Annotated in this window: 17 protein-coding genes and 1 tRNA gene; 8 read left to right on the top strand and 10 right to left on the bottom strand. The window is 65.9% G+C overall.

From position 1 onward, the window contains the following. Positions 1-11: 11 nt before the first annotated feature. From ACT6QU_RS00505 to betI, 6 genes are all read right to left on the bottom strand, one after another. Positions 12-88, bottom strand: a tRNA-Pro gene (locus ACT6QU_RS00505). A 78-nt stretch (positions 89-166) separates the two neighbouring features. Continuing rightward, positions 167-1,633: a betaine-aldehyde dehydrogenase gene (gene betB, locus ACT6QU_RS00500; protein ID WP_444563830.1), complete on the bottom strand. Its 1,467-nt coding sequence runs from the start codon at positions 1,631-1,633 to the stop codon at positions 167-169. 19 nt (positions 1,634-1,652) lie between these two features. Further along, positions 1,653-1,799: a hypothetical protein gene (locus ACT6QU_RS00495; RefSeq protein WP_024589140.1), complete on the bottom strand. Its 147-nt coding sequence runs from the start codon at positions 1,797-1,799 to the stop codon at positions 1,653-1,655. Positions 1,800-1,862: 63 nt separating this feature from the next. Then, positions 1,863-3,515: a choline dehydrogenase gene (betA, locus tag ACT6QU_RS00490; RefSeq protein ID WP_444563916.1), complete on the bottom strand. Its 1,653-nt coding sequence runs from the start codon at positions 3,513-3,515 to the stop codon at positions 1,863-1,865. A 2-nt stretch (positions 3,516-3,517) separates the two neighbouring features. Then, positions 3,518-5,038, bottom strand: a complete 1,521-nt coding sequence (gene betC / locus ACT6QU_RS00485) for a choline-sulfatase (RefSeq protein ID WP_444563831.1) — start codon at positions 5,036-5,038, stop codon at positions 3,518-3,520. Further along, the gene (gene betI, locus ACT6QU_RS00480; RefSeq protein WP_444563832.1) at positions 5,038-5,625 is read right to left on the bottom strand and encodes a choline-binding transcriptional repressor BetI; all 588 of its coding nucleotides are present in this window, start codon (positions 5,623-5,625) and stop codon (positions 5,038-5,040) included. Before betI ends, betC begins: the two co-directional genes overlap by 1 nt. 140 nt (positions 5,626-5,765) lie before the next feature. Here betI and ACT6QU_RS00475 point away from each other — a divergent pair, with 140 nt between their 5' ends. Continuing rightward, positions 5,766-6,932: an acetyl-CoA acetyltransferase gene (locus tag ACT6QU_RS00475; protein ID WP_444563833.1), complete on the top strand. Its 1,167-nt coding sequence runs from the start codon at positions 5,766-5,768 to the stop codon at positions 6,930-6,932. Beyond that, on the top strand, positions 6,929-7,600 hold the full coding sequence (locus ACT6QU_RS00470; RefSeq protein WP_444563834.1) for an SDR family NAD(P)-dependent oxidoreductase: 672 nt from the start codon (positions 6,929-6,931) through the stop codon (positions 7,598-7,600). The genes ACT6QU_RS00475 and ACT6QU_RS00470 overlap by 4 nt, the downstream gene beginning before the upstream one ends. 226 nt (positions 7,601-7,826) lie before the next feature. Here the strand turns inward: ACT6QU_RS00470 and ACT6QU_RS00465 are convergent, their stop codons facing one another. Further along, positions 7,827-8,564 (bottom strand): DUF3750 domain-containing protein, encoded by a 738-nt coding sequence (locus ACT6QU_RS00465; protein WP_444563835.1) that lies wholly within the window; start codon positions 8,562-8,564, stop codon positions 7,827-7,829. Positions 8,565-8,634: 70 nt separating this feature from the next. Between ACT6QU_RS00465 and ACT6QU_RS00460 the strand changes: the two genes are divergently transcribed. After that, positions 8,635-9,636 (top strand): asparaginase, encoded by a 1,002-nt coding sequence (locus ACT6QU_RS00460; RefSeq protein ID WP_444563836.1) that lies wholly within the window; start codon positions 8,635-8,637, stop codon positions 9,634-9,636. A 188-nt stretch (positions 9,637-9,824) separates the two neighbouring features. On the opposite strand, the gene ACT6QU_RS00455 is transcribed toward ACT6QU_RS00460, so the two are convergent. Further along, complete coding sequence (locus ACT6QU_RS00455) at positions 9,825-11,213, bottom strand: methylmalonyl-CoA mutase family protein (RefSeq protein ID WP_444563837.1); 1,389 nt, start codon at positions 11,211-11,213, stop codon at positions 9,825-9,827. Positions 11,214-11,419: 206 nt separating this feature from the next. On the opposite strand from ACT6QU_RS00455, the gene ACT6QU_RS00450 reads away from it, so the two are divergent. Further along, positions 11,420-12,973 carry a helicase HerA-like C-terminal domain-containing protein gene (locus ACT6QU_RS00450; protein WP_444563838.1) on the top strand — a complete coding sequence of 518 codons (1,554 nt, stop codon included), beginning with the start codon at positions 11,420-11,422 and terminating at the stop codon, positions 12,971-12,973. 178 nt (positions 12,974-13,151) lie between these two features. On the opposite strand, the gene ACT6QU_RS00445 is transcribed toward ACT6QU_RS00450, so the two are convergent. Further along, on the bottom strand, positions 13,152-13,874 hold the full coding sequence (locus ACT6QU_RS00445; protein ID WP_444563839.1) for a L,D-transpeptidase: 723 nt from the start codon (positions 13,872-13,874) through the stop codon (positions 13,152-13,154). Between the two features lie 224 nt (positions 13,875-14,098). After that, complete coding sequence (locus ACT6QU_RS00440) at positions 14,099-14,761, bottom strand: haloacid dehalogenase type II (RefSeq protein ID WP_444563840.1); 663 nt, start codon at positions 14,759-14,761, stop codon at positions 14,099-14,101. Positions 14,762-14,914: 153 nt separating this feature from the next. On the opposite strand from ACT6QU_RS00440, the gene ACT6QU_RS00435 reads away from it, so the two are divergent. The 4 genes from ACT6QU_RS00435 to ACT6QU_RS00420 all read left to right on the top strand — a co-directional run bounded on the left by ACT6QU_RS00435 (position 14,915) and on the right by ACT6QU_RS00420 (position 18,088). Beyond that, positions 14,915-15,784 carry a branched-chain amino acid aminotransferase gene (locus ACT6QU_RS00435; RefSeq protein ID WP_444563841.1) on the top strand — a complete coding sequence of 290 codons (870 nt, stop codon included), beginning with the start codon at positions 14,915-14,917 and terminating at the stop codon, positions 15,782-15,784. 104 nt (positions 15,785-15,888) lie between these two features. Further along, the gene (locus tag ACT6QU_RS00430) at positions 15,889-16,485 is read left to right on the top strand and encodes a superoxide dismutase (protein ID WP_444563842.1); all 597 of its coding nucleotides are present in this window, start codon (positions 15,889-15,891) and stop codon (positions 16,483-16,485) included. Positions 16,486-16,759: 274 nt separating this feature from the next. Next, entirely contained in the window at positions 16,760-17,188 is a 429-nt protein-coding gene (locus tag ACT6QU_RS00425) for a c-type cytochrome (protein ID WP_444563843.1), read from the top strand. 3 nt (positions 17,189-17,191) lie between these two features. Further along, complete coding sequence (locus ACT6QU_RS00420; RefSeq protein ID WP_444563844.1) at positions 17,192-18,088, top strand: c-type cytochrome; 897 nt, start codon at positions 17,192-17,194, stop codon at positions 18,086-18,088. Positions 18,089-18,174: the final 86 nt, after the last annotated feature.

The raw sequence follows: 18,174 nt of genomic DNA, 5'->3' as shown, positions 1-18,174 counted from the left end.
ATGAGTGTCAATGGTCGGAGTGGCAGGATTTGAACCTGCGACCCCCTCGTCCCGAACGAGGTGCGCTACCAGGCTGCGCTACACTCCGCGACCAGACGGCGGGCTTATAACCGGGGTTGCAGAAGCCCGCAAGGGCCGGTTCGCCCATTCGCGCCAAATCGTTGCGTCAGTAAGGTGACGCAACGTCTCCCGTCTCGACATAGACCGACTTGACCTGACTGTAGTGGCCGAGCGCGGCAAGCGCGTTCTCGCGGCCGATGCCCGATTGCTTGACGCCGCCAAAGGGCATTTCGACGGGGGTGAGGTTGTAGGCGTTGATCCAGCAGGTGCCGGCCTGCAACTGTCCGACGACCCGGTGGCCGCGGGAAAGGTCGGCGGTGAAGACGCCGGCGGCGAGACCGAACGGCGTGTCGTTGGCGCGGGCGACCACCTCCTCCTCGCTGGAAAAGCGCAGCACGCTCATGACCGGGCCGAAGATTTCCTCACGGGCGATGCGCATGGTGTCGGTTACGTCGGCGAAGACGGTCGGCTCGATGAAATTGCCGCCTTCGAAGCCCTGCATGGAGGGCGCGTTGCCGCCGGTGAGGAGGCGTGCGCGGTCGTCGTCGCGGCCGATGCGGATATGCTCCATCACCTTGTCGAACTGCGCGCGGCTCGCCATCGGCCCCATCTGCGTTTCGTGATCGAGCGGATCGCCGAGGCGGATGGTCTTGGCGCGCTTTGCGAGGCGGTCGAGGAAGCGGTCATAGACGCCGTCCTGGACGAAGACGCGGGTGCCGTTGGAGCAGACCTGGCCGGTGGAATAGAAATTACCGAGCATGGCGCCGCCGATGGCGTTCTCCAGATGCGCGTCGTCGAAGACGATGAGCGGCGACTTTCCGCCGAGCTCCATCGTGGCGTGTTTCATGTGCTCGCCGGCAAGCGCCATGACCTTTTTGCCTGTCGGCACGGAGCCGGTGAGCGAAACCTTGTCGACATGCTCGTGCGAGACGAGGGCGGCGCCGACGTCGCCATAGCCCTGGACGACGTTGAAGAGCCCGGCGGGCAGGCCCGCCTCGATATAGAGTTCTGCCAGGGCAAGCGCGGAAAGCGGCGTCGTCTCGGACGGCTTGAAGACCATCGCATTGCCCATGGCGAGGGCCGGGGCGGACTTCCAGGCCGCGATCTGGATCGGATAGTTCCAGGCGCCGATGCCGACGCACACGCCGAGCGGCTCGCGGCGGGTATAGGCGAAGGGGCCGCCAAGCTCGATGAATTCGCCGTTGAAACCGGCGACGACGGAGCCGAGATATTCGAGCGCGTCGGCGGCGGACGCGGCGTCGGCGACGAGCGTTTCCTGGATCGCTTTGCCGGTGTCGAGCGTTTCGAGGCGCGACAGCTCGTCATTGCGGGCGCGCAGGAGATCGGCCGCCTTGCGCAGGATGCGGCCGCGCTCGATCGGCTTCAGCCGCGCCCATTCGCTTTGTGCAGAGCGGGCCGCTTCCACGGCCAGCTCGACGATGTTGGGCGTGGCGGCGTGCAGCTTCGCGATCACCTCGCCGGTGGCCGGATAGACCACCTCGATCTCGCGTCCGCCCTCGTCCTCGACGAAGCGTCCGTTGATGAAGTGCGATGCTTTCGGTTGGGCTCTCACGCCTTGCTCCTCGTGTTGGTTAGTTCTGTTCGACCGAGACGCCGGATTCGTCGAGACGGATTTCGACGCCCGAAGGCTCGCTTTCCTTCTGGTAGACGTAGATGCCGAGGCCGATGACGACCACAATAAGCGCGCCGACGATCATGTAGAGCTGGTTCTTCTGCATAGTGCGTTGCCTTGAGACGGATGGTTGCGATGTCGTCGGCATACTGCGGTTCGGCGTGTTCGCCTAGCGGTCGGACGTCTCCCAGTTCGGATTGATCCACGGCTCCTGGTTCGACGGGCTGAGCGGCTGGCGGCCGAGAATGTGGTCGGCTGCCTTCTCGCCGACCATGATCGAGGGGGCGTTGAGATTGCCGTTGGTGATGCGCGGGAAGATCGATGAATCGGCGACGCGCAGGCCGTCGACGCCAATGACGCGGCACTCGGGATCGACGACCGCATGTGGATCGTTGGCCCGGCCCATGCGGCAGGTCCCGCAGGGATGGTAGGCGCTTTCGGCATGGTCGCGGATGAAGGCGTCGAGTGCCTCGTCGCTGGTCACATCCGCGCCGGGCGAGATTTCGCGGCCGCGAAATTCGTCGAAGGCGGCCTGGCCGAAGATCTCGCGTGTCAGGCGGATGCAGTGGCGGAAGTCCGTCCAGTCGTCGGGATGCGACATGTAGTTGAAGCGGATCACCGGCTTGTCGGCGGGATCGGGAGAGCGCAGGGTCACCGAGCCGCGCGACTTGGAGCGCATCGGCCCGACATGCGCCTGGAAGCCGTGCGACTTCGCCGCCGCCTTGCCGTCGTAGCGGATCGCGACGGGGAGGAAGTGGTACTGGATGTCGGGATAGTCGACGCCGGCTTTGGAGCGCAGGAAGGCGGCGGCCTCGAAATGGTTCGACGCGCCAAGGCCGGACTTGAAGAACAGCCACTCGGCGCCGATCAACGCCTTGGAAAAGAGGTTGAGCTTGGAATAGAGCGTGATCGGCTTGGTGGCTTCCTGCTGGATGTAGAGCTCCATGTGATCCTGCAGGTTCGCCCCGACGCCCGGCCGGTCGGCGATCACCTTGATGCCGTGCTGCGTAAGATGCGCGGCGGGGCCGATGCCCGACAGCATCAGGAGCTTGGGCGAGTTGATCGACGAGGCGGCGAGGATGACCTCGCGCTTCGCCCGGACGAACTGGATCTGCCTGCGCGCCTCGAACTCGACGCCGGTGGCGCGCTGATTCTCGATGACAATGCGGCGCACGAAGCCATTGACGAGACTGACGTTCGGGCGCTTGAGGGCCGGGCGCAGATAGGCGTTTGCGGTAGACCAGCGGCGGCCGTGATGGATGGTCTGCTCCATCGCGCCGAAGCCTTCCTGCTTGGAGCCGTTATAGTCATCCGTCGTCTCGAAGCCCGCCTGCCGGCCCGCCTCGACGAAGGCGGCGTAGAGGGGATTGCGGCGGGGGCCGCGCTTGACGTGCATGGGTCCCTCGGTGCCGCGCCAGCCCTCCTCGCCGCCATGGGCGGTTTCCATGCGCTTGAAATAGGGAAGGACGTCGGCATAGGCCCAGCCGGCGGCGCCTTCGCCCGCCCAATGGTCGAAATCGCGCGCGTGGCCGCGCACATAGACCATGCCGTTGATCGAGGACGATCCGCCGAGCACCTTGCCGCGCGGCGTGGCGAGCTTGCGCCCGCCCAGATGCGTCTCCGCCTCGCTTTCGAAGCCCCAATCGTAGAGGCTCATATTCATCGGGAAGGAGAGGGCGGCCGGCATCTGGATGAAGGGGCCGATGTCGGTGCCGCCATATTCGATGACGATGACCGAATTCCTGCCGTCTTCCGACAGGCGGTAGGCCATGGCGGCGCCGGCGGACCCCGAACCGACGATGACGTAATCGGCTTCAAGCATGGTCATTCGCCTCGCGGAAAGCGCTGGCGGTCTTCCAGCACGTTCAAGTCCATGTGATTGCGCATGTAGCGCTCCGATGCCTTTTGCAGCGGCTGGAATTCCCACGGATAGTAGGCGCCGTTGCGCAGCGCCGGGTAGACGACCCAGCGGCGCGCCTGGCTCTCGCGCACCTCCGCGTCGAAGCGCGCCATGTCCCAGCGGGCACGGACTTTCGCCATGAAGTCGGCGACGCGATCGGCGTGGGCGGGATCTGCGGCGAGGTTGGTGAGTTCGGCCGGATCGGATTCAAGATCAAAGAGTTGCGGCGGGTCGATCTCGCAATGGACGAACTTGAAGCGGCCCTCGCGGATCGCGACCATGGGGGCGTAGGAGCCTTCGGCGGCGTATTCCATCAGCACCGGTTCGTGGCGCTCGATGCCGTCGATCATGGGCTTGAGCGAGGTGCCATCGGTCCATGGCTGAATGGCCGACATGTCGATCCCGGCGAGGTCGCAGAGCGTCGGACAGATGTCGAGATTGGAGGTCGCCGTCGCATGATTCCCGGGCGCGATGCCCTTGCCGGCGATCATCAGCGGCACGCGGGCGGAGCCTTCGAGGAAGGACATCTTGAACCAGAGGCCGCGCTCGCCGAGCATCTCGCCATGGTCGGAGCAGAACAGAACGATCGTGTCGTCCGCCATGCGGGTGCGCTCGAGCGTGTCGAGGATCGCGCCGACATGGTCGTCGACATAGGAGATGTTGGCGAAATAGGCGCGGCGGGATTTCTCGATGTCGTCGTGGGTGATGTCGAAGGCGGGGTAGTCGCTGGCGTGGTAGAGGCGCTGGGAATGTGGGTCCTGCGCCTCGTAGGGAATGAAGCCGATTTCGGGCTTCAGGTGTGCGCAGTCCTCATAGAGGTCCCAATGCTTCTTGCGCGCGACGAAGGGGTCGTGCGGGTGGGTGAACGAGACGGTGAGGCACCAGGGGCGGCGGTCCGCGTCTTCGCTGAGGCGCGAAAGCTGATGGAGTTTCTGGACGGCATGGAAGGCGACTTCGTCGTCATATTCCATCTGATTGGTGATCTCGGCGACGCCGGCGCCGGTGACCGAGCCGAGATTGTGATACCACCAGTCGATCCGCTCGCCAGGCTTGCGATAGTCGGGTGTCCAGCCGAAATCGGCGGGATAGATGTCGGTCGTCAGCCGCTCCTCGAAGCCGTGCATCTGGTCAGGCCCGACGAAGTGCATCTTGCCCGACAGCGCGGTGTGGTAGCCGGCGCTGCGCAGATGATGCGCGAAGCTGGGAATCGCGGAGGGGAACTCGGCCGCGTTGTCGTAGACGCGGGTGCGCGAGGGCAGTTGCCCGCTCATGAACGCGGCGCGGCCGGGCGCGCAGAGCGGCGAGGCGGTGTAGTTGGCGGCAAAGCGCGCCGAGCGCGCGGCGAGCGCCTTCAGATGCGGCGCGTGGAGAAAGTCGGCCGGGCCGTCCGGAAACAGCGTTCCGGTCAACTGGTCGACCATGAGGATGAGGATGTTCGGCTTCATTAGGTGTCCCCCCGGACGGCATGAATTCTGAGGTCGAGATAGTCGTTCACCAAGGCGATGGCCGAGGCCGCGTCCGGCGCGCCGTCCTTCAGCGCGCGGCGGATGTAGAGCCCGTCGATCAGCGCGGCGATGCCTTCGGCGGTCTGCTCGGGCTCGGCCACGAGCGGGCGCAGGCCGCTCATCAGATTGGAATGCAGGCGCCGCGCGTAGATGCGCAGCAGCCGTCGCAGGCGTTCGGACCGCTGCGCTTCGACATAGAAGGTGAGCCATGCGGCAACCGTCTCGGACGCGAACTGCTTGACGGAGAAATTGACGGCGATGATGGCGCGGACGCGTTGTTCGGGCGTCGTCGTTTCGCCAAGCGCGGCGCGGACATCGCGGCCGAGCTCGGCCAGGATGTGGCGCATGGTGGCGTGGAGGAGGTCGTCCTTGGCGCCGAAATAGTGATGCGCCAGCGCCGAAGAAACGCCGGCGCGCTTGGCGATCTGCGCCATCGTCACATCGAGCGAGCCGCGCTCGCCGATCGCACCGATCGCGGCGTCGATGAGCGCCTTGCGGCGAAGCGGTTCCATTCCAAGCTTTGGCATGGACCCGATCTATCGTTTATTGACTGGTCAATCAAGAACCGCAGCAAACCCGCTGTTCGTTCAGGCCTGAACAAATTTCAGGTTTCGGCGGCGGGTTGACGCATGGTAGGGTGCGCCACATCCCAAGGAGGCCAGAAAACATGACCGCATGCATTGTCGGCTGGGCGCATTCCCAGTTCGGAAAACTGCCCGAAGAGACCGTCGAGAGCCTGATCGTCAAGGTTGCGGGCGACGCGCTCGCCCATGCCGGCATCGGGCCGGAAGACGTGGACGAGATCGTGCTCGGGCATTTCAATGCGGGCTTCTCGGCCCAGGATTTCACCGCCAGCCTCGTGCTGCAGGCCGACGACCGCCTGCGCTTCAAGCCGGCAACGCGCGTCGAGAACGCCTGCGCGACCGGCTCGGCTGCGGTGCGCCAGGGCATCCGCGCGATCGACGCCAATGCGGCGAAGATCGTGCTCGTCGTCGGCGTCGAGCAGATGACGACGACCAAGGGTCCCGATGTCGGCCGCAACCTTCTGAAGGCATCGTACCTTCCCGAGGAAGGCGACACGCCGGCGGGGTTCGCGGGCGTCTTCGGCGGTATCGCGCAGTCCTATTTCCAGCGCCACGGCGATCAGTCCGATGCGCTCGCCACCATTGCGGCGAAGAACCACAAGAACGGCGTCGACAATCCGTATGCGCAGATGCGTACCGATTTCGGCTTCGACTTCTGCCGCAACGAGAGCGAGAAGAACCCGTTCGTCGCAGGTCCCTTGAAGCGCACCGACTGCTCGCTCGTCTCCGACGGCGCGGCCGCGATCGTGCTCGCCGACACGCAGACGGCGCTGCGCATGAAACGCGCCGTCGCCTTCCGCGCCAACGAGCACGTGCAGGATTTCCTGCCGCTGTCGAAGCGCGACATCCTTTTGTTCGAGGGTGCCGAAGAAGCCTGGGCGCGGGCGCTGAAGAGTGCGGGCGTGAAGCTCGACGACCTCTCCTTCGTCGAGACGCATGACTGCTTCACCATCGCCGAGCTGATCGAATACGAGGCGATGGGGCTCGCCAAGCGCGGCGAGGGCGGCAAGATCGCGCTCGAAGGCCAGACCAAGAAGAACGGCAGGCTGCCGGTGAACCCGTCGGGCGGGCTGAAGTCCAAGGGTCATCCGATCGGCGCGACGGGCGTTTCGATGCACGCGCTGTCGGCCATGCAGTTGACCGGCGAGGCGGGCGGCATCCAGGTGCCGAACGCCAAGCTTGCCGGCATCTTCAACATGGGCGGCGCAGCGGTCGCCAACTATGTCTCGATCCTCGAGCGCATCAAGTGAAACGGCCGGCCGTCGTCACGGGCGGGGCGACCGGCATCGGCTTTGCCGTTGCCGAACGCCTGCTGGACGACGGCTGGCCGGTCGCCATCATCGACGCCGACGCCGAGGCGATCTCGGAGGCTGAGGAGCGGCTGGGCGACGAGGACGCGATCTTCATTCGCGCCGATCTGACGGACGAGGAAGAGATGGAAGTGGCGTTTGACCAATGCGTCGACGCCTTCGGTCCGCTCGCCGCGCTGGTCAATGCGTCGAGCCACGCGCCGCTTGGCGGGCTCGACGAGACGACCGGGGAATTTCTGCGCGAAGTGCTGGAGGTGAACCTCGTCGCGGCGCTGACCGCCTGCCGGGCGGGGGTGGAGCGGCGCGGAGACGAACTGGCGATCGTCAATATATGCGGTGCGGCTGGGCACGGACGGCTCGCCTACGGCATCGCGCAGGCGGGGATACGCGCGCTGACCGAGGGGCTGGCGGTGGAGCTTGGGCCGAAGGGTGTCCGGGTGAACGGCGTGTGTGTAGGCGCCGGGGACCATGTCGAGACGCTGCCGCTGCGGCGCGTGGCGGATGCGGATGAGGTTGCGGGGGCTGTGGCGTATTTGCTGTCGACCGATGCGAACTATGTCAGCGGGCATGTGCTGGTGGTCGATGGGGGGATGTCGAAGGCGGGGTGAGCGGTTGGTGCTGGCCTGCTTTTGAGAGCGAGCCGGGTGGAAGCGGGCGGATGGTTGAAGACCCCCACCCTTTATCCCTCCCCACAAGGGGAGGGATTCGCCAGCGTCGATCCCAACCCTCAAGCTTGGTGGCGAGCGGATGTGAGTGCGCGGCGTTCATGCCCCCCCCTTCCTCCTTGTGGGGAGCGGTGAGGGGTGGGGGTAGGCAGCGCGGTGTCGTTCGCGGTCAGTAAACTGAGATCGTCCCGTAGCCCGGCACTTTCAAGCCAAGCCGCTTCAGATCCACGCCCGCCACCAATCCCAGAAAATGAAACTCGATGCCGCTGGCCGCGCCGATGGTGACGCCGGCGTAGCCGGCGAGGGAGGCGCGGAAGTCGCGGCCGTCGGGGGTCATGCCGAAGGTGCCGAGGCCGGGGGCGTAGTCGCGGCCGACGGCGTTTGGCGGCAGCCGGCCGCCGAAGCCGGGGACGGCGTCGAGGACGTTGGCGACGAAGCTGTTGGAGTTCGGGCCGGGCCAGATGCGGTAGCCGCCGGGCTGCGCATAGGGGTAGGCCGCGATCGCGGCGTCGAACTGCGGCAGCAGTGCCTCGGCTGCCTCGCCCTTCACGGAATGCACGACATAGGGCGGGTTGGAGTACCAGTAGCCGTCGGCGTCGCGGTGATTGCGGCGAATGGGCGAGCCCCAGCCGACCTTGTCGTAACGCTCGTAGGTCGTCTCGCCGGGGCGCTTCAGAACGATCCAGCTATGCACCGACAATGCGCCCTTGAGACCGCCAGTGCGGGCGGCGAGGACGTAGATGCCGGCGTCGTCGGCGGCAGGCGGCGGCAGCAGGCCGGACGACGTCCAGGTCGCGCCGCGCCAGCTATCGGGCCGGTCCGTGATCGACCACCAGGCGAGCGTCGCGAGCGCCGGCAGGAGGAAGAAGACGAAGACGAGCATGGCGAGGCGCAGGGCGATGGTCATGAAGCGGTGCGCTTCCTTTCGGGCGGGCAAATCGGGTATGTGGCGGGCAGTTTGGTCTTGAGGGAAGATAATGGCGAATCCGGTTCTGGTCGAAGTCACCCGCGGAAATGTGATCGAAAGCCGCCATCGCGGCGCGCTGACGGTGTTCGACGGCGACGGCGGTGAGGTGCTGTCGATCGGCGACGTGGCGCGGCCGGTCTTTCCGCGCTCGGCGGTGAAGTCGATCCAGGCGCTGCCGCTTGTCGAAAGCGGGGCGGCGGATGCCTATGGGTTCTCGGACGCCGACCTGGCGCTCGCCTGCGCCTCCCATGCCGGCGAAACGCGGCACGCCGACCGCGCGGCCTCGATGCTGGCGCGGGCGGGGCTCGATTTCGGCGCGCTCGAATGCGGCGCGCATTGGCCGACGCGGCAGGACGCGCTGATCGAACTGGCACGCTCCGGCGCGTCGCCGACGGCGCTGCACAACAATTGCTCGGGCAAGCATTCGGGGTTCGTCTGCACCTGCCGGCATCTGGGCATCGACCATCGCGGCTATGTGAAGGCCGGGCACCGATCGCAGGAAATGGTGCGCGAGGCGATGGAGGCGGTTACGGGGGCGGCGCATTCGACGGATGCGTACGGCATCGACGGCTGCTCGATCCCGACCTACGCGGTTCCGCTTGCCGACCTGGCGCGCGGCTTTGCGAAGATGGCGACGGGGCGGGGACTGGGAGAGCGACGCGCGGCAGCGGCGAAGCGGCTGATCGCGGCGTGCATGGCCGAACCGTTCTACGTGTCCGGCACGGAGCGGATGGATACGCGGCTGATGATGGCGGGCGCGGGGCGGATCTTCGTCAAGGTCGGTGCAGAGGGTGTCTATTGCGGGGCGCTGCCGGAACTGGGGCTAGGGTTTGCGCTGAAATGCGATGATGGCGCGGTGCGGGCGGCGGAGACGATGGTTGCCGCGCTGATCGCGCGGTTGGTGAGGGATGAGTTGGGGGACCGGGTCGCGGAGATGGCGCGGCCGGTGATGACGAACTGGAACGGGATCGAGGTGGGGATGGTTCGGCCGGTGGGGGAGTTGCTGGGTTGAATTGAACGCTCGAGCTCTACGGCGCCCCCCTCTGTCCTGCCGGACATCTCCCCCGCAAGGGGGGAGATCACGCGGTGTCGGCGACGAGCTTAATCTCCCCACCTGCGGGGGAGATGTCCGGCAGGACAGAGGGGGGCGCCATCGAGCGCGGACGCTGATGAGGTTCGGAAGGCGACAGCGCCTGCAAGTTACCCCACCACGTCCTCTTCCAACCGCCTCGGCGACAGCTTTTCGCAGAACACCGTGCCGTCTTCCGGCAGCGGTTTGACGGGGACGTCGAGCGTGGGTTGCGAGACGGGGACGGGCGGTTCGAAGACGGTGGCGCCGACGATGACGTTCTGGCCGCCGCGCACCGTTTCGATGCGCGCCTGGCGGGCTTCGAGGACGCGTTCCTGAAGGCGGCCGTCGACCAGCGAACGCAGGATGCCGCCTTCGTTCTCGATGCGGCGGAACTCCTCCCATGCGGTTTCGCACAGCGAGGCGATGAGCTGGTTCTGCAAATCGGGCGCGGGCGTCGGGTTGGAGATCGGGCGAAGCTGGACCTCGCGTTTCATCACCGTTTGCGTGGCGAGCGCCATGCGGCGGGCGGCGCCTTCGGGCAGGCCGACCGGCATCGTGTGTGGCAAAAGCGAAACGGAATTCGCGCCGCCGCCGATCGCCGCGGCAGCGGCGAGCGTGTTGCGGGTGAGGTTGGTGTCGGGATCGAGCCGGCTCATCATGCGGAACGAGGTTTCGGCATGGATGTTGGCGGGGACCGGCGGCAGCGACGACTGCTCCTCGATCGCGGCCCACAGCGCACGCAGCGCGCGGATCTTGACGATAGTCGACAGCGGGTCCTGACCGGCGGCGAGGGCGAAGCCGATATGCGGCGCGGCATAGACGAGCGGCTGGCGCGCCTCCTCGAACATGCGCAGATGGCCGACCGCCGAAGCGATGATGATGCCGAGTTCCTGCGCATCCGTCGCGCCGGCATTGTGGACGACGCGGCCATCGGCCTCGAGGAAGACCGCCGGCGCGCCGACCGAGAAGAAGTGTGCCAGTGACTGCGGCATCGACGCCTGCAGCGCCTCGATCGACATGCGCAGGCGCCCGGTGCCGGCGAAGACGGCGCCCGGATCAACGCCGAAGGAAAGGCTGAGCCGGGCCGGATCGACATTCGGCCAGTTGTGGAAAAGCGTCTCCATCCAGTCGACCGAGGCGCGGCTGGCCGGATGGACGTCGATTCGCAAATGGACCTTGTCGATCGGAACGCCCGCGAGCGCGGTGCGGAGCGCCTCGGGGGTGGCGGGAAGGCCATAGCCGAACGCGTTCGGCGCGCCCTCGAAGACCAGCGCGAGGCCGTCGGCGCCATTGGCGAGGTCGGTCAGCGCCTGCGCATTGGCGCGTGCGGGATCGGGGTCGTCGACGCGCTGCAGGATTTTCCACTGGGCCGCGCCGCCGGCCCGCATCTGCAGGCCCGACGCGTCGACTTCATAATGGACGCGCGGCGATGCAGAGGGCGCGGCCGCAAGACGTTCGAGCCAGCTTTCCCGCTTCATCGCCGTGAACGATCTGGTGCCGACGCTTGCTGCTTCCATTTCCACCCTTCCTTTGGTCGCACGCATGCAACCTGTCCGGGACGAACTTAAGGACGCAGGACCGCACACGCAACGCGGCAGCATGCGTCATGGCGTCTTTTGCCCGGGCGATGTTGCACAAGCGTCCTAACGCAGAAGCGGCCACTTGACGCCGGACGCATGAAAGCTGAACGTCGCGGCACGGTTTCAGGCTTCGAGGGGGCGTCATGTGGCAGGTTGAGAGCATTTTCCTGGGCGCGAGCCGCAAGCCGGACGACAGCTACCAGGGACCGGAGGAACTGCTTCTCAAATACGGCAACCGGCACGGATTGGTGACGGGCGCCACCGGCACCGGCAAGACGGTGACGCTGCAAATCCTCGCGGAAGGTTTTTCGGATGCCGGGGTGCCGGTGTTCTGCGCCGACATCAAGGGCGACGTCGCGGGTCTGGCGAAGGCGGGCGAGCCCAAGGACTTCCTCGCCAAGCGCGCCGAGTCGATCCAGCTTGCCGATTATCAGTTCAAGGAATTTCCGGTCGTCTTCTGGGACCTTTTCGGCGAACAGGGCCATCCGATCCGTGCAACGGTTTCGGAAATGGGGCCGCTGCTTTTGTCGCGGCTTTTGAACCTGACCGAAGCGCAGGAAGGCGTCGTCAACATCGCCTTCAAGCTGGCCGACGAAGAGGGGATGCTCCTTCTCGACATGAAGGACATGCAGTCGATGCTGGCCTCGATGGCCGAGCGGGCGAGCGAATTGTCGGGCCGCTACGGCAACATCACCAAGGCGTCCGTCGGCGCGATCCAGCGCGCGCTCCTGGTGCTCGAAGGGCAGGGCGGCGACCATTTCTTCGGCGAGCCGGCGCTGCGCATTTCCGACCTTATGCGCACCTCGCGCGACGGGCGCGGGGCCATCAACGTGCTCGCCGCCGACCGGCTGATGATGAACCCGCGTCTCTACGCGACGTTCCTGCTTTGGCTGATGTCGGAACTGTTCGAGGAATTGCCGGAGATCGGCGACCCGGACAAGCCTAAGCTCGTCTTCTTCTTCGACGAGGCGCATCTGTTGTTTTCCGATGCGCCGAAGGTGCTGGTCGAGCGCGTGGAGCAGGTGGTGCGGCTGATCCGCTCCAAGGGTGTCGGTGTTTATTTCGTGACTCAAAACCCGCTCGACGTGCCGGAGACGGTGCTGGCGCAATTGGGAAACCGGGTGCAGCACGCGCTGCGTGCCTATACGCCGCGCGAGCAGAAGGCAGTGAAGACCGCTGCCGAGACCTTCCGGCCGAACCCCGATTTCGATTGCGCCGACGCGATCACGCAGCTTGGGACCGGCGAGGCTCTGGTCTCGACGCTGGCCGAAAAGGGCGTGCCGTCGATGGTGCAACGAACGCTAATCCGCCCGCCATCTTCGCGGCTGGGGCCGCTGACACCCGACGAGCGCCGGCAGGTGATCGCGCAGAGCCCGGTGGCGGGGCAGTACGACACGACGGTCGACCGTGAATCGGCCTACGAGATGTTGGCCAAACAGGCCGAGGCGAAGGCGCGCGCGGAGGAGGACCAGCGGGCACGCGAGGCGGCGCAGAAGGAAGAAGCGGCGCGTGGCCGCTGGACACTGCCGGACATGGATGGCGACGGCCGCCGCGAACGGGCACCGGCAAAGCCGCGCGCCTCGAACCGGCAGACGGTGGCGGAAGCAGCGATGAAGTCGGTGGTTCGCTCGGTCGGCTCGTCGGTCGGGCGGGCGTTGGTGCGGGGGATATTGGGGAGTTTGAAGAAGGGGTTTTAGGGGAGTCTTTTCTGAAGTGACCCCCACCCTGTATCCCTCCCCCACAAGGGGGAGGGAGGGCGTCGGCGCCTGGCCTTTCCTTCAAGCCTGGCGGTGCATTGGTGGTCGAAGCAGAACGCTGGCGACTCCCTCCTCCTTGTGGGGAGGGATAGAGGGTGGGGGTGGCCTTCGAGAAAACCTACGCGACGCCGAGGCTCGGAACGACCAGGATCGGTGAACCGTTGGGGACGCGGTCGTAGAGGTCGATGACGTCCTGGTTGATCAGGCGCACGCAGCCGGACGACACGGACTGGCCGATCGAGAACCATTCGGGCGAGCCGTGCAGGCGGTAGAGCGTGTCTTCGCCACCCTGGAAGATGTAGAGCGCGCGGGCGCCGAGGGGGTTTTGCAAGCCCGGTTCCATGCCGCCATTCTCGATCGAATAGGGTTCGAGTTCGGGCTGGCGGGCGACCATTTCATCCGGCGGAGTCCAGCGCGGCCATTTGCGCTTCCACTGGACGACGGCGCGGCCCGACCAGGCGAAGCCTTCGCGGCCGAGGCCGACGCCGTAGCGCATGGCCTGTCCGCCGGGCTGGACGAGATAGAGATAATGCTGCGACTGGTCGACGACGATCGTGCCCGGAGCCTCGCCGGTCGGATCGGGAACCATCTGGCGCAGATAGGCCGGATCGATGCGCTCGACCGGGATGGCCGGCAACTCGTAGCCCTCGTCGACGCGGGCGCTGTAGAGGTCCTGATAGTAGGCGAGGTCGTAGTTGGGCTGCACCGGGGCCGGCGCGACGGCGCCGATGGTCTCGCGGCGGGGAATGCTGCTCGTGCATGCGGAGAGCGCGAGCGAGGCAGCGCCCGCGGCGGCGGCGCCCAGGAAGCGGCGGCGGGAAAGGCGTTCAATCGTGTCCAAAATGAGGCTCCAGTGCGGATCAGGCGAAGGAACGCAAGATCGTCGGGCAAGGTTCCGGCAGGTCGACGCCGATGAGGCGGCGGGGTTAACGCATCCCTTGGAAACTGGGAAGTTCGCGTCCTGTCCGCAGCCGACTTGGCAGGTCAGTGTGGTCGAGATGTCACAGTTGCGAAAGACGGCCGCAAGTAAAGACGCCGTGATGTCGGCCGTTCGGCAGTCGAAACTCAGCCCGCCGTGACGACGCCTTCGAGCGAGGGGAGCACGAGCCCGGCTGGCTGCTCGGGATATTCGTCCGGCATGCCGGCACGGTTGATCCAGATGGTGCGGAAGCCGAAGCGCGATGCGCCGGCGACGTCCCAGCGGTTCGACGACTGGAACGAGACGGCGTCGGGATAGAGCCGCCACTGGGTGGTGATCATGTCGTAGACGTCCGGATGCGGCTTGTAGCGGCGAATGCGGTCGACGGAGACGATGTCGTCGAGGATCGTGTCGAGCGCGGCGTTCTTTACCGCCGATTCGAGCATGGCGGGCGAGCCGTTGGAAAGGATCGCCAGCCGCGCGCCGCCGGCCTTGAGGGCCTTGAGGACTTTCGGCACTTCCGGGTAGCAGTCCAGCTTCCAGTAGGCGTCGAGGAGCGGCTGGCGCAGGGCCTTGTCGGCGGAGGGTACGCGCGCGAAGGCGACGTCGAGGGCGCGCTCTGTGAGTTCCCAGAAATCACGGTACTCGCCCATCAGCGACAGCGTCCACGAATATTCGAGCTGCTTGGCGCGCCAGATGTCGGACAGCAACTGCCCGTCCGGGCCGATCTCGCCGGCGTGGCGGCGCACGGCGGCGTGCACGTCGAAGAGCGTGCCATAGGCGTCGAAAACGTAGGCGGAATGTTTCATCGGGTCGGCCTCATCTGCGCGGGTCTTGACCCGAATTGCCTTTTCCGGTCAAGCATTGCGCCTCTTTGGACCGATCGATTGGCGTTCTGTGCCGATTGACCCACGGCACGCGCGCGACTTGCATGCGTGCCGAACACGAACAGGAATGATCCCATGACACTGGCAGTACCGGCGCAAAGCACAACCTGGACCTTCGTCGACGGTGGCTGGCACGAGGGCAATGTGGCGCTGGTGGGTCCGCGCAGCCATGTGATGTGGCTGGGATCGAGCGTTTTCGACGGCGCGCGCTGGTTCGAAGGCGTCGCGCCCGATCTCGACCTCCATGCCGAACGCGTCAACGCCTCGGCGCGCGCGCTTGGACTGAACCCGACCGTGGAGCCAGGCGAGATCGTGCGGCTGACCTTCGAGGGGCTGAAGAAGTTCGACGGCAGGACGGCGGTCTATATCCGACCGATGTACTGGGCCGAGCACGGCGGATATATGGGCGTGCCGTCCGATCCCGCATCGACACGCTTTTGCCTCTGCCTCTACGAATCGCCGATGCAGGCGCCGGACGGGTTTTCGATCACCGTCTCCCCCTTCCGCCGGCCGACGATCGAGACCATGCCGACCAATGCGAAGGCCGGCTGCCTCTACCCCAACAATGGCCGCGCCATTCTCGAAGCCAAGAGCCGCGGCTTCGACAACGCGCTGGTACTCGACATGCTGGGCAACGTTGCCGAGACGGGTTCGTCGAACGTCTTCATCGTCAAGGACGGCGAAGTGATCACTCCGGTGAAGAACGGGACGTTCCTGCCGGGCATCACGCGCGCCCGCACGATGGGGTTGCTGCAGGATGCCGGACATTCGGTTTCGGAGCGCACGCTGACGGTGAAGGACTTCATGGAGGCCGACGAAATCTTCTCGACCGGCAACCACTCCAAGGTCATCCCGATCACGAAGATCGAGGATCGCAACCTTCAGCCCGGCCCGATCGCGAAAAAGGCGCGGCAATTGTACTGGGATTGGGCGCACGCCAAGTAAGCGCAACGCGCGTGGGCGCTAAATCTGGCTGCGCCGGTTGCGGGGGCGGGTTCGACTCCTATGTAAGACCTATAATTTTTCCAATGCCTAGAGGGAGACACATCATGGCTTTCGAACTGCCCGCACTGCCTTACGACTACGAGGCGCTCCAGCCCTTCATGTCCAAGGAGACGCTGGAATATCACCACGACAAGCACCACAAGGCCTATGTCGACAAGGGCAATGAACTGGCCAAGGAAGCCGGCATGGACGGCCTCTCGCTCGAAGAGATCGTCAAGCAAAGCCATGGCAAGAACCAGCCGCTCTTCAACAATGCCGGCCAGCACTACAACCACATCCATTTCTGGAAATGGATGAAGAAGGGCGGCGGCGGCAAGAGCCTGCCGGGCGCGCTGCAGAAGGCGATCGACAGCGATCTAGGCGGCTACGACAAGTTCCGCACCGACTTCATCGCCGCCGGCGTCGGCCAGTTCGGCTCGGGTTGGGCTTGGCTCGCGGTCAAGGACGGCAAGGTCCAGATCATGAAGACGCCGAACGGCGAGAACCCGCTGGTCCATGGCGCGAAGCCGATCCTCGGCGTCGACGTGTGGGAGCACTCCTATTACATCGACTACCGCAACGCGCGGCCGAAGTACCTCGAAGCCTTCGTCGACAGCCTGATCAACTGGGACTACGTCCTGGAAATGTACGAAAAGGCCTGAAAATTCGCGTGAAAGCGGCCTGCAAACGGCAGCTTTCTGCGCACGCCGGTGCTCATGTACTGAAGTACACTCCGCTCCGGTTCTCGAAATCAGCCGTTTTCGCCTCGCTTTGACGCGAATTGGAGGCGGCAGCACCTGTCAAACCCCGGCCTCGCGCCGGGGTTTTTCTTTGCCCTGCTCATAACGCAAGCGTGAATGGCGCTGGTGAACCATTGAGTATCCGCCGCGTCGTTTATTCCCGATGATGCCATCGACGAGCCATTGGGAGAACACCGTGCCGATCAAGCAGCCAGTCATCGCCGCCGCCCTCGTGGCGCTCATTGCAGCCCCCGCTCTTGCCGATCCGATCGAGGACCGACAGGCTTTGATGAAGGAGCGCGGCCAGATCATGCGCACGCTCGGGCCGATCGCCCAGGGCCGCCAGCCCTTCGATGCGGCGACCGTGATGGCGGCGCTGGAGGAACTGAACGCGAATGCGCAGGCGCATGACGTTGCAACCCTTTATGCGGCCGGGAGCGAGGGCGGCGACGCGGCGGCGGCGATCTGGACCGACATGGACGGTTTCCGCGCCGCCGACGAGCGATACAAGCAAGGTGTCGCCGCGGCGCTTGCAGCGGCGCCGCAGGATCTGGACGCCTTCCGCGCCTCGTTCGGCCCTGCCGCGCAGAATTGCGGCGCCTGCCATGAGAGCTACAGGGACTGATCTATGGCGACCGGCAGGCGACTGGCGCTCGGCATTGCCGTTCTCGCCGCAATAGGCGTGGCGGGTGGCTGGGCGCTCTCGGCTCCCGAGAAACCGGAACCGGCTGAACTTCCGCCCGGCGATGCCGTCGCGGGTGAACGCGTCTTCTGGGCGGCGGGCTGCGCCTCGTGCCATGCCGTGCCGCAGGCGAGCGGCGACGCGATGCTGGAACTGGCGGGCGGCGTCGAGCTCGAAAGCGAGTTCGGCACGTTCGTCGCGCCGAACATCTCGACCGATCCGAACCATGGCATCGGCGGCTGGTCGGTCAGCGATTTCGCCAATGCCGTGCGGCGCGGGGTTTCGCCCGATGGTCGCCACTACTACCCGGCCTTTCCCTATACGTCCTACAGCCGCATGAGCGACGGGGACGTCGCCGATCTGTTCGCCTTTATGCAGACCCTGCCGGCAGTGGCGGGCGACGCGCCGGCGCACCGGGTCTCGTTTCCGTTCAGCGTCAGGCGCGGCGTCGGGCTTTGGAAGCGGCTTTACCTGAATGACGAGCCGCAGGTCGCGATTGCCGGTGCGAGCGAGGAGGTCGTGCGCGGCCAGTATCTGGTCGAGGCGCTGGGCCATTGCGGTGAATGCCACACGCCGCGCGCGATGACCGGCGGGCTGGAGACGGACCGGTGGCTCGGCGGCCGGCCCAACATCACGCCGGGCGGCGACATCGCCGACTGGAGCGAGGAAGACATCGCCGCCTATCTGGAAACAGGGTTCACGCCGGATTTCGATTCGGCGGGCGGGAGGATGGCGGCGGTGGTACGCAATTTGGCGCGGCTGCGGGCAGAGGATCGCGAGGCGATCGCGGCGTATCTGAAGGCGGTGCCGGCGGTGGAGAGCGAAGCGGGGGTGGGCGAGTAGGTCGTCCGGGTCGGCGCAGACCCCCACTCCGTCGCGCTGTGCTGTCTTAAACCTTCCCCACCGCCTTCAGCGCGAAGGCGTAGACA

The sequence above is a fragment of the Aliihoeflea sp. genome, assembly GCF_052435475.1.
Taxonomy (GTDB): Bacteria; Pseudomonadota; Alphaproteobacteria; order Rhizobiales; family Rhizobiaceae; genus Aliihoeflea.
This window is presented reverse-complemented; position numbering and strand designations above follow the sequence as displayed.

Excerpts from the sequence above, each read along its gene's own strand:
- ACT6QU_RS00495 (WP_024589140.1), bottom strand. The coding sequence starts at position 1,799 with ATGCAGAAGAACCAGCTCTACATGATCGTCGGCGCGCTTATTGTGGTC.
- betA (WP_444563916.1), bottom strand. The coding sequence starts at position 3,515 with ATGCTTGAAGCCGATTACGTCATCGTCGGTTCGGGGTCCGCCGGCGCC.
- betC (WP_444563831.1), bottom strand. The coding sequence starts at position 5,038 with ATGAAGCCGAACATCCTCATCCTCATGGTCGACCAGTTGACCGGAACG.
- betI (WP_444563832.1), bottom strand. The coding sequence starts at position 5,625 with ATGCCAAAGCTTGGAATGGAACCGCTTCGCCGCAAGGCGCTCATCGAC.
- ACT6QU_RS00475 (WP_444563833.1), top strand. The coding sequence starts at position 5,766 with ATGACCGCATGCATTGTCGGCTGGGCGCATTCCCAGTTCGGAAAACTG.
- ACT6QU_RS00465 (WP_444563835.1), bottom strand. The coding sequence starts at position 8,564 with ATGACCATCGCCCTGCGCCTCGCCATGCTCGTCTTCGTCTTCTTCCTC.
- ACT6QU_RS00460 (WP_444563836.1), top strand. The coding sequence starts at position 8,635 with ATGGCGAATCCGGTTCTGGTCGAAGTCACCCGCGGAAATGTGATCGAA.
- ACT6QU_RS00455 (WP_444563837.1), bottom strand. The coding sequence starts at position 11,213 with ATGGAAGCAGCAAGCGTCGGCACCAGATCGTTCACGGCGATGAAGCGG.
- ACT6QU_RS00450 (WP_444563838.1), top strand. The coding sequence starts at position 11,420 with ATGTGGCAGGTTGAGAGCATTTTCCTGGGCGCGAGCCGCAAGCCGGAC.
- ACT6QU_RS00440 (WP_444563840.1), bottom strand. The coding sequence starts at position 14,761 with ATGAAACATTCCGCCTACGTTTTCGACGCCTATGGCACGCTCTTCGAC.
- ACT6QU_RS00435 (WP_444563841.1), top strand. The coding sequence starts at position 14,915 with ATGACACTGGCAGTACCGGCGCAAAGCACAACCTGGACCTTCGTCGAC.
- ACT6QU_RS00430 (WP_444563842.1), top strand. The coding sequence starts at position 15,889 with ATGGCTTTCGAACTGCCCGCACTGCCTTACGACTACGAGGCGCTCCAG.
- ACT6QU_RS00420 (WP_444563844.1), top strand. The coding sequence starts at position 17,192 with ATGGCGACCGGCAGGCGACTGGCGCTCGGCATTGCCGTTCTCGCCGCA.